This window comes from Steroidobacter sp. (assembly GCF_016790065.1).
Lineage (GTDB): Bacteria > Pseudomonadota > Gammaproteobacteria > Steroidobacterales > Steroidobacteraceae > Steroidobacter.
The window spans coordinates 1-2,356 of sequence record NZ_JAEUPY010000405.1 but is presented as its reverse complement, the minus strand read 5'-3'; the positions used below and the strand labels follow the sequence as shown (position 1 = coordinate 2,356).

Annotated in this window: 5 protein-coding genes; 4 read left to right on the top strand and 1 reads right to left on the bottom strand. The window is 57.9% G+C overall.

All coding sequences use genetic code 11. The features are described from left to right. The 4 genes from JNL55_RS16710 to JNL55_RS16695 all read left to right on the top strand — a co-directional run. On the top strand, nucleotides 1–882 hold an 882-nt coding region (locus JNL55_RS16710), incomplete at its 5' end, for a hypothetical protein (protein WP_293855870.1). After that, the gene (locus JNL55_RS16705; protein WP_293855867.1) at nucleotides 883–1,233 is read left to right on the top strand and encodes a hypothetical protein; all 351 of its coding nucleotides are present in this window, start codon (nucleotides 883–885) and stop codon (nucleotides 1,231–1,233) included. A 23-nt stretch (nucleotides 1,234–1,256) separates the two neighbouring features. After that, nucleotides 1,257–1,598: a hypothetical protein gene (locus JNL55_RS16700; protein ID WP_293855864.1), complete on the top strand. Its 342-nt coding sequence runs from the start codon at nucleotides 1,257–1,259 to the stop codon at nucleotides 1,596–1,598. A gap of 47 nt (nucleotides 1,599–1,645) precedes the next feature. Beyond that, nucleotides 1,646–1,975: a hypothetical protein gene (locus tag JNL55_RS16695; RefSeq protein ID WP_293855861.1), complete on the top strand. Its 330-nt coding sequence runs from the start codon at nucleotides 1,646–1,648 to the stop codon at nucleotides 1,973–1,975. Nucleotides 1,976–1,979: 4 nt separating this feature from the next. Here JNL55_RS16695 and JNL55_RS16690 read toward each other — a convergent pair whose 3' ends face one another. Next, nucleotides 1,980–2,189, bottom strand: coding sequence for a hypothetical protein (locus JNL55_RS16690; protein ID WP_293855858.1), 210 nt, complete (start codon nucleotides 2,187–2,189; stop codon nucleotides 1,980–1,982). Nucleotides 2,190–2,356 lie beyond the last annotated feature (167 nt).

The following is a 2,356-nucleotide window of genomic DNA, read 5'->3' as shown; positions in this document are numbered from 1 at the left end:
GAGAACGGCAGGAGTTGGCTGCCGTTGCCGGAAGGTATCGAGTTCAGCATTTCGGCCATTAACGCGCTAAAGATCGAGACTGACGGCGTGCGGCAGATGGCCGACGCCGCAGCGATTGCTTACAACAACCTCGCGATAGCTGTCGCCAACGCGCCCATCGAGCGCATGAAAGAAATCAGCGCCATCGTCGGCCAGGGTTACTTAGATGCGCAGCGTGAGTTTCAGCAGGAAACAACGACCGCAGTGATGGATGAGTTGCAGAAAAGGAACGAAGCTGTCGCGGCGGCGGCGGAATATCAATACGACGTTCAGCTACAGGCAGAGGAAGCGATTCGGCAGCAAAAGGCCGTTACTGTATCTACAGCTATCAGCTTCTTGCACATGCTCGGTCAGAAGAACAAGGCAGCTGCCATCGCCGGTATCGTTCTGGAGAAAGCGGTAGCGATCCAACGTCTGCTGATGCAAAACCAGATCGCAGCTTGGCTCGCATACTCTGCAGCACTGGTCCCCGGCAACCCCGCATCACTTGCAGTGGCTGAGGGCGTGAAGGCCTCGGTACTTGCACAAGGCTACGTGTCAGCCGCACTTATAGCGGGAATGGGCGCGCTGCAGATTGCTGATGTCACGTCACGCGGCGGTCGCTCATCGATCGGTACGCCGCTCAATCCAGCGTACACCACGTCAAGTGGCGACTCTGAAACTGCACAAGGCGCGTCATCCACGCGCTCAGTACAGATTATCATCCAGGGTAACGTAGTCGGAAATGACAGCTTCATTCGGGAGTTGATCGATGGCATCCGGGCACAGATCGACGATAACGACGTGGTCTTGATCGGCCCGAATAGTCGACAGGCTTCAGCAATTAGAGACGAGGGATACTAAATGAGTGAGCCACTAAAATTTCCAGTTACTGCAGACCTTGCTTATCGGCAGATCGCCAAGGCAATTGAATCAAACGAAGCACTATCGGACTTCATGCGAGCGGAGTTGGCGAAGCGCATACCGCGCATCTTAACGAAGCTTTCGCGGACGACGATTCAGATCAACGTGCCGAGTGAGTTCGCAGATATGACGCCTGAGCAATCGAAGGCTTTCCAGCGAGTCGTCGACGATATATGCCAGCAGTACGCTAACGTGTTTATGGCGCACTTGGCTGGAGCGATGACCAAGCACGTCGCATTGATCGAAGATCTTCGCAAGCGTGGCGTCCACGTGAAGCTTCAGGACGAATGAATTCGGAGTAATGGGAAGTTGTCATGACAAATAGCAGAGATTCGCTTCGCTCGTTTCGTCCCAAGGTCGAGAAGTTCGAACACGGTGGACAGACGTTCCACGTGCGCGGGCTCTCCGGCGCTGGCCGTGCGCGTTACTTGGAGCTGTGCCGCGCCGGCGGCGATGCTGGCCCGTCGATGGCCAAAGTCGTTGCACTTGGTCTGTGTGAGGAGGATGGCTCGCTCACGTACAGCGTCGACAACGATAAGGACGTCACCGAGATCGGCGATGTCGACGGCACCGTGTTGCAGGCCATCGTTTTTAAGCTGTATCAGGTGTCGGGGCTGGCTACGCAGGCCATCGAGAACGCCTCAAAAAATTCCTGAGCGAGCCCGAACTGGTATTCAAGTTTCGGCTCGCGCTTCACCTAGGAATGACCGTCGAGGAACTGGATGAGCGAATCAGCTCAGCCGAGTTCTCGCAGTGGATTGCTTACTCGAACATCGAGCCGTTTGGCTATCCGATGGACAACTTCCGCATGGGCGTTCCTGCGGCGGCGTTCGTGAATGCGATTCGCTCGACGGTTCCGGTGCCGAAGGGCCGGCCGCGTCCGAAGGCGATCAAGGCGAGTGATTTCTATCCGAAGCAGGCGAAGGCCGAGCCGGATCTGACGCCGGAGCAACGCGCTTACATTGAGCGGAAGAAGCAGCAGAAAAACAAGCCCGCGGCCATTTCAGCACCGCGGGCTCGGGTTCGCCCTTGAGGCTCTACCGTTGTACGTGTCGCTCCACCAGCCGCACCAATCGTAACAGCTGCCGATCCTCCAGCAACTCCGGGCGTTCGGACAAGCCTGGGACGAGCAGCACCCACAGCGGCACGCTCAAGGCGTCAGCGACCTTGCCCATGTCGCCAATCGTTGCGCGGCGCCCCTTGCGGCGGATGAGATCCATCTGCTGATCAACCGTGACGGCGCTCATGCGGCACCCCGCGGATGCCTGCCGGTCAGGCTGCGATCGACCCACGTGAGTATCCATGTGAGCCCGACATGCTCCCTGCCGCCATCGAACACTGCCTCGCCCTCCAGGGGCTCGACGTTGCCGAGAAAGTGCAGCACATCGGCCGCTTCCTTGATGCTCAACCTTGC